This window comes from uncultured Campylobacter sp. (assembly GCF_937949835.1).
Classification (GTDB): Bacteria; Campylobacterota; Campylobacteria; order Campylobacterales; family Campylobacteraceae; genus Campylobacter_B.
On record NZ_CALEDC010000065.1, the window covers coordinates 1 to 7067 of the forward strand.

Below are 7067 nucleotides of genomic sequence, written 5' to 3' on the forward strand. Positions count from 1 at the left end.
TGCGTCAGATGTCCCCCATCCGTCAGATTCATGCCGAGGATCGTGTCGCCCGGCTGCAGGAGTGCAAAGAACACCGCCATATTCGCCTGTGCGCCCGAATGCGGCTGCACATTTGCCCATGCTGCGCCGAAGAGTTCCTTCGCGCGGTCAATGGCAAGCTGCTCCGCCACATCGACATACTCACAGCCGCCGTAGTAGCGCTTGCCGGGATAGCCCTCGGCGTATTTGTTCGTTAGCACCGAGCCCATCGCTTCCATCACCTCTGTATAGGTAAAATTTTCGCTCGCAATCATCTCCAAATAATCGCACTGGCGGGCAAGCTCTTTGTTGGTTAAACTAAAAATTTCATTATCGAATTTTTCTAAATTTGACATTACTGCTCCTTTTCAGAATTTAGCGGCCTCATCGCAGGGAATAAAATCACGTCGCGGATCGATTTTTTATTCAGCAAAATCATCGCCAAGCGATCGATCCCAAGCCCCCAGCCGGTAGTCGGCGGCATCGCGTAGCTAAGCGCGCGGACGTAATCCTCGTCCATCTCGTGAGCTTCGTCGTCGCCCGCGTTTTTAGCGTCGATTTGAGCCTTAAATCTGGCGTATTGATCGAGCGGATCGTTCAGCTCGTTAAAGGCGTTGGCTAGCTCCTTGCCTGCGATGTAAAGCTCAAATCTCTCGGCTATCTGCGGATTTTCGTCGCTTCTGCGCGAAAGCGGGCTGATCGAGATCGGAAAATCCACGATGAAGGTCGGATTTATGAGCTTAGCCTCTACGTAATTATCAAAAAGTTCGCTCTGCAGGTGGCCTAGATCGAGCTTTTCATTGACTTCAAATTTATCCTCTTTGAGTTTGGCGATGATCTTTTCGCGATCATTTACGATCTGCGGCTCAATGCCGCCTATCTGAGTAAGCGCGTCGAGATACTTTATGCGCGCAAAAGGCTTTGAAAAATCGATCTCGCGCTCATCGTAAGTTAAAATTTCGCCCAGCCCTAGCCTCTTAAACAGCGCTTTAAATAGCTCCTCGGTTAGGTTCATCGCATCATTATAATCATGCCACGCCCAGTAGAATTCTATGCTTGTAAATTCCGGATTGTGCGTCAGATCCATACCCTCGTTGCGGAAGTTTCGATTGATCTCAAAGACCGCCTCCATGCCGCCTACGACGAGGCGCTTAAGATACAGCTCCGGCGCGATACGCAGGTAGCGATCGACGTCGAGGGCGTTGTGGTGCGTGATGAAAGGCTTAGCATTCGCGCCGCCCGCGATAGGGTGCATCATCGGCGTTTCGACCTCTAAAAATCCGTGTTTTTCAAAAAAGCTGCGGATCTCGCTAACGATGATCGAGCGCTTAATAAAATCCTCGCGGATCTCGGGGTTCATTATCATATCGAGGTATCTTTGGCGGTAGCGCATCTCGATATCGACAAGGCCGTGAAATTTCTCCGGAAGCGGGCAGATCGCTTTGGATGCGAGCGTTATTTTGCTGGCATGGATCGAAAACTCGCCCGTTTGGGTGACGAAAGCGTATCCGCGCACCAAAATTATATCGCCTACTTCGAGATTTTTCTTAAATTTAGCGTAATCCTCCTCGCCTATGCTGTCGCGAGAGTAATAAATTTGAATATTGCCGCTTTGATCTTCTATGTTTGCGAAGGTGGATTTGCCCGCGACGCGCTTTAGCTTTAACCTTCCGGCAAGGCTTACCTCCTCGCTCGCTTTTTTATCCTCGGTATCTTTTATGTAGCCGAATTTCTCTTTAAACTCGGCTATGCTCATATCTTTTTTTAGAAAGTGCGGATAGGGATTAGCCCCTAAATTCCGAAGTTCCGACGCCTTGTCTATCCTTTGGATTTCTAACTGGCTATCAAACAATCTACTTCCTTTTTGCCGCGCATTCAGGGCAAATTCCATACAGCTGCATCATATGTCCCGTAAGCGTAAATCCGTGCTCTTTGGCGACGGAAAGCTGTTTGCGCTCGATAGTGGCGTCTTGAAATTCTATGATCTTATTGCAGCTTTTGCAGATTAGATGGTCGTGGTGAGGCTTGTTGGCAAGCTCAAATTTCTTGCCCTGTGCGCCAAATGAGATCGACGTCGCCATCCCCGAATCCTCTAATAAATTTAAGGTACGATACACGGTCGCTATGCCTACGTTTAGCTCCGGAAATTTCGCTTTGATCTCGTTGTGAAGCGCCTCAGGTGTGAAGTGCTTGTTGTTGTTATAAAGCGTGCGGAGCAAAACCTCGCGCTGCTTGGTATATTTTAGGCCGCTAGCGGCAAGCGCCTTTTTAAACTCAACAATTAGAGCGTCAAACTCTAAATTTTCGATTTTTGCATTCATAATTTTGTCCTTTCTGTAGAATTTATTTCTGAACTGGCGTTAAAATCGCTAGGTTCAGTGCTTTGATTTTGATCCGAGTTCATACGGGCGGTAGAATTCTGATCTTTTAAGAGCTTGTCATCCATCTTAGAACCAATAGAATCCAAGCTTTGTTTGATCTTCGGATCGTCTTTGAGATTTAAAATCCAATTTCCGATTTTTAAAAAAATCGGCGCAGTTTTGCTGCTTTCAAAATACCTTTTAGTCTGTTCGTTCATCGACATAGGACCGCTTGCAAGCGTAACGATAACGGCAAAAATCAAGAAAATTTTACTTACGCTAAAAACGAAACCGCCGATCTTATCGACAAATCCGAGTCCGCTCCATTTAAAGAATTTTGAAATAATTTCGCCTATAATCAGACACGAGATCCATACGCCAAAAAGCACAGCGATAAAGCCGATGAGAACCTGCGTCGTGTCGCCCGAAAGCACGCCGTTTGCATTCTGCAAAGCTGGAATTTTTGCTGCAATCCACTCGCCTGCCATAGTTTTATAGCGCATCGCGGCAAAAAGACCGCCGATGAGACCCAAAATTCCAAAAATTTCTTTTACAATGCCGTTGGTGATACCGCGCAGTCCGAAGAGCACTACGAGTACCAAACAGCCGACGTCGAACCAATTAATACCTTCCATCAAGCACCCACCACGCCTATTAGCTCTTGCAGGTTAGTCGAGTACCTAAACGCCGTGTCTTTTGAAATTTGATTTGCACGGATCGCCTTTACCATCGCTTGAGTTTGAGTTATCATACCGGTAGATTGCTGATTTAGCTGCATTTGAGAGTAAATTTGATGCACCTTGTTTTCGCGGATTAGATTTGCTACGGCATTGTTATTGAGCAAAATTTCATGGATCGCGATACGTCCGCCGCCAAGCTTTGGCAAAAGCGATTGCGAAATGACCGCAGTAAGCGATACGGAGAGCATATTTCGCACTTGGAGCTGCTCGCCACCATCAAAGCTATCGATAATACGGTTGATCGTCTGCATCGCGGAGTTGGTGTGTAGCGTACCAAATACCAAGTGACCGGTTTCAGCCGCGGTAATAGCAATCGAGATAGTCTCTCTATCGCGCATCTCACCAACTAGGATAATGTCCGGGTCCTCACGCAAGGCAAATTTTAACGCATTAGCGTAGGAATGGGTATCGGTGCCAATATTTCTGTGAGAGAAAAGCGCTTTTTTATTGGTATGGACGAACTCGACCGGATCTTCAACGGTGATGATGTGCTTGCGCTCTTTTTCGTTGATCTCGTTTAGCATCGCGGCAAGAGTAGTTGATTTACCGCTACCAGTAGGCCCGGTAACCAAAATCATACCTTTTTCGTGCTTGACTACCTCTTTAAAAATCGTAGGGGCTTTTAAATCATCCAGGCTAGGAATATCGATAGGAATAATACGAAATGCGGCAGCCAAATCGCCGTTCATAGTGTAGTAGTAGTTACCACGGAAGCGTCCGATATTAGGAAGCTCGATCGCAAAGTCAAGCTCTTTATTTTCCTCGAGCGCACTTTTTTGCGCATCGGTAATGAGCGCGTAGCAGATATACTCGATATCCGTGCCCTTAAGCGGATCCATGGCAAGCGGGCGCAATGTTCCGTCGATACGTATTTGAGGCGCCGAGCGCGAAACTAAGTGGAGGTCGCTCGCTTTGTTAAAAACGACGGTTTTTAGTAGGGTTTCGATATCTACTAAATTTCTTTGAACTTCTTCCATAAAATTCCTTTCAATCTATGATTTTCGGTACTACGAAGTAGCCGCCTTCGGACTGCGGAGCATGCTTTAAGACGCTTTCTGCGACGTCGCTTTTGCGTGGGATATCTTTGCGAAACGGAGTACCACCTTTTAACGTAGTGATAGCCGCCTCGCCGCTTTGTAAATCCAGCTCATTTAGAATTTCTACAAAATCTACGATATTATTTAATTGCCCTTTAAATTCCTCTCGCTTAGCATCTGGAATTTTAAGAGCAGATAGCCTTTCCAGCTTACTTAGCAAGGCATCGTCTATTATCATAACTTTCCTTTTTCTGATAAATGCGACATTATATCATAAAAATTCTTTATCTTAGGCGGTATTTAAAATTTTTTATGCTACAATTACGCCGATTTTCTCAAATAAAGGACTAAATTTTGGCTTTAAAAGACGACATCGAAGGCGTGAAAAAAGAGATTGGCACAGAAGAGCAGTTTCTAGAAAGCGTCATAAAAAGTGAAATTTTCGTAAAAAAATACAAAAAGCCGCTGATATTTTTGGCTGCGGTTTTGATCGTAGCATTTATCGGATATTACGCAAATGAATTTCTAAGCGATCGCCGCATAGCAAGTGCTAATGCGATCTATGACGAGCTGCTTAACAAGCGCGACGACGCTAAGCTAGCCGAGCTTAAGCAAAAAGATATAAATCTATACGCTCTTTATATTTTGCAAAACGGCTCTGCAGACGAGCGAGCGGCGCTAGAAAATACCCAAGGCATCGATGTTATGCTAAAAGAGATAATAAATCTACAAAACGGCAAGCAAGGCGGAGTGCTACTCGCCGATTACGATTCTTTGCTCAAGGGCTACGACCTGCTAAAAGAAGGCAAAATCGAGCAAGCTCACGCAGAGCTAGATAAAATTCCGCTCAACTCGCCAGTTCGTCAAATCGCACTTGCTTTGAAACACTATGGAGGCAATAAATAATGAAAAAAACGCTGATATTTACGCTTTTACTATCGTTTTTATTTTTAGGCTGCTCGACGAAGCGCCAGTATTTCGAACCTAGCGACGAAAACATCACAAGTGATATGAAATTTAACGGCTCGCTGCCGTCGGAAATCGTAGCGGTTAGTAAAGATGGTGCTACGCTAAAAGACGGCGAAGTCATCTCTAAAAACGGATTGGTGAAAAATTTCAAAGTCTTAAAAAGTGAGAAATTTTTAGGCGAATATGACGGAAATTTCGTCGTAACTGATATCAATGGCACGCTTAAAGTAGTTAGTGGCACAGGCGCCGTAAAATTTGAAAAAGCCCTCGGCAGACAAGCGCTAAGTGCAAATATACGCGGCGATGATTTGGCTTTAGTCATGAGCGATGACTCGATCATGCTTATCAAGCTAAGCTCGGGCGCAGTGGTACTCGATCATAAAGTAGGCGATGCATTCGCAATCGATTCGCGCGTAGCGTCACCGCTATTTATCAACCAACTTATCGCTTATCCTGCGTTAGACGGACTAGTCAGCATCGCAGAAAACGTAGGTGGGCGCTCGGCACGCGATTTCGTCGTGAGCAACCAGCCGTTTTTTAACAACATTATCGCCTTAGAAAACAAGGGCGATAACCTTTATGCTGTGACCGCCACTAGGCTAATGCTGGTAAGTCCTGCGGGCAATAAAAATCATAACGTAGACATCAAAGACGTGATTTTTAGCGGCGATAGAATTTATCTTTTCTTAAAAGACGGCAGAGTCGAGCTACTCGATCGCGGGCTAAATTTGATCAAATCGCGCAAATTCACCTTCGCACAATTTAGTGGCGCATTGCTTAGCGGCGGCTATCTGTATATCATCGAGCGCAATGGCTACGTCATCCGTGTAAATGAAAATTTAGAGGGACAAGCGATCTACGAGCTAAATGGCGAACTCGATGATAAGTCCTTTATCGCAGGCAGCTCGTTTTACTACGACGATAAAATTTTAAATTTTGATGCTAGATAAAATTTCAAAACTCTGCGTTCGCGAAGGGCTCCTGCTTCAAAAATTTCAAACGCTAGATATCGCTAGCTTCACACGCTCGCGCTCATACGGCGCGTATTTCGGCGTGGATCTGAAAAGCTACAACGTCCTTTTATTTATGCGCGACGCAAAATCTCGCTTTGTGATGCGCGATGCGGAATTTCTACTCTCGCTCGCAAGCGACATTAGCGCAAGCCTAGGCAAGGTCGTCAAAAAGCGCGTGCTGTTTTACAACTCGCAAATGTGCTCTAAAAGCGCGAAATTTTTAAAAGAAAACGGATTTAGCCTCTATGCTTTTGTGTGACGTAGGAAATTCCAGGGTTAAATTTTATAAAGGCGGCGTAACGCAAAGCATGCCCATAGCGGAATTTATGCGGTACGAGCCGAAAGAGCGAATTTTTTTCATTAGCGTCAATGAAAGCGTGAAAAAAAAGCTGAAAAACCCTCTATTTGTCGATCTGGCGCCGCACTTTGAGCTAAAAACCGCCTACCGCGGGCTCGGGATCGACCGCATAGCGGCGTGTTCGGCCGTAAGCACCGGCGTTGTCGTCGATGCGGGCAGCGCAATCACCGTGGATTTGATGTTTAAAAGCTCGCACCTAGGCGGATTTATAATGCCCGGCATTAGCACGCTTTTAAAGTCGTTCGCGAGCATCGCGTCCGTGCTGGATGTAACGCTTTCAACCAATATCGATCTGGACCCGCTACCGCAAAAGACCGTAAGTGCCGTAAACTACGGGATTTTAAAGCCTATCGTGCTTACTATCGAAAACATCGCGGGCAATAATAAAATTTACTTCACGGGCGGCGACGGAGCCTATCTGATGCGGTATTTTCGCAACTCGATCTATGAAAAGGATCTCATCTTTAAATCGATGGTGAGCTTGATCGCAAAAAAGGGGCTCGCATGATAACCATAGCGCTTCCCAAAGGCCGCATAGCCGACGATACGCTTAAAATTTTTAAAACCATTTT

The 7067-nt window shown here is 45.6% G+C and carries 9 protein-coding genes and 1 pseudogene; 4 read left to right on the forward strand and 6 right to left on the reverse strand.

The features are described 5' to 3' along the window. The 6 genes and pseudogenes from glyA to gatC all read right to left on the reverse strand — a co-directional run. A pseudogene (gene glyA / locus Q0256_RS01395) lies at window positions 1–374 on the reverse strand (serine hydroxymethyltransferase); the annotation flags it as partial. Further along, the gene (gene lysS / locus Q0256_RS01400; protein ID WP_297959338.1) at window positions 374–1870 is read right to left on the reverse strand and encodes a lysine--tRNA ligase; all 1497 of its coding nucleotides are present in this window, start codon (window positions 1868–1870) and stop codon (window positions 374–376) included. The pseudogene glyA and the gene lysS, both read right to left, overlap by 1 nt. Window position 1871: 1 nt before the next feature. After that, window positions 1872–2339 (reverse strand): Fur family transcriptional regulator, encoded by a 468-nt coding sequence (locus Q0256_RS01405; RefSeq protein ID WP_297959340.1) that lies wholly within the window; start codon window positions 2337–2339, stop codon window positions 1872–1874. Continuing rightward, window positions 2336–3013 carry a CvpA family protein gene (locus tag Q0256_RS01410; protein ID WP_297959342.1) on the reverse strand — a complete coding sequence of 226 codons (678 nt, stop codon included), beginning with the start codon at window positions 3011–3013 and terminating at the stop codon, window positions 2336–2338. Before Q0256_RS01410 ends, Q0256_RS01405 begins: the two co-directional genes overlap by 4 nt. Further along, window positions 3013–4095: a type IV pilus twitching motility protein PilT gene (locus Q0256_RS01415; protein ID WP_005871218.1), complete on the reverse strand. Its 1083-nt coding sequence runs from the start codon at window positions 4093–4095 to the stop codon at window positions 3013–3015. The genes Q0256_RS01410 and Q0256_RS01415 overlap by 1 nt, the downstream gene beginning before the upstream one ends. Before the next feature lie 10 nt (window positions 4096–4105). Further along, window positions 4106–4393: an Asp-tRNA(Asn)/Glu-tRNA(Gln) amidotransferase subunit GatC gene (gene gatC / locus Q0256_RS01420; protein ID WP_291939991.1), complete on the reverse strand. Its 288-nt coding sequence runs from the start codon at window positions 4391–4393 to the stop codon at window positions 4106–4108. Between the two features lie 116 nt (window positions 4394–4509). On the opposite strand from gatC, the gene Q0256_RS01425 reads away from it, so the two are divergent. The 4 genes from Q0256_RS01425 to Q0256_RS01440 are packed head-to-tail and all read left to right on the forward strand — an operon-like array spanning window position 4510 to window position 7003. After that, a complete protein-coding gene (locus Q0256_RS01425) occupies window positions 4510–5061 on the forward strand; it encodes a hypothetical protein (RefSeq protein WP_297883045.1) in 552 nt (183 codons plus the stop codon). Next, window positions 5061–6074, forward strand: a complete 1014-nt coding sequence (locus tag Q0256_RS01430) for an L-seryl-tRNA selenium transferase (protein ID WP_297959344.1) — start codon at window positions 5061–5063, stop codon at window positions 6072–6074. Before Q0256_RS01425 ends, Q0256_RS01430 begins: the two co-directional genes overlap by 1 nt. Then, window positions 6061–6396 carry a hypothetical protein gene (locus Q0256_RS01435; RefSeq protein WP_297879852.1) on the forward strand — a complete coding sequence of 112 codons (336 nt, stop codon included), beginning with the start codon at window positions 6061–6063 and terminating at the stop codon, window positions 6394–6396. The genes Q0256_RS01430 and Q0256_RS01435 overlap by 14 nt, the downstream gene beginning before the upstream one ends. After that, window positions 6383–7003: a type III pantothenate kinase gene (locus tag Q0256_RS01440; RefSeq protein WP_297959346.1), complete on the forward strand. Its 621-nt coding sequence runs from the start codon at window positions 6383–6385 to the stop codon at window positions 7001–7003. The genes Q0256_RS01435 and Q0256_RS01440 overlap by 14 nt, the downstream gene beginning before the upstream one ends. Window positions 7004–7067 lie beyond the last annotated feature (64 nt).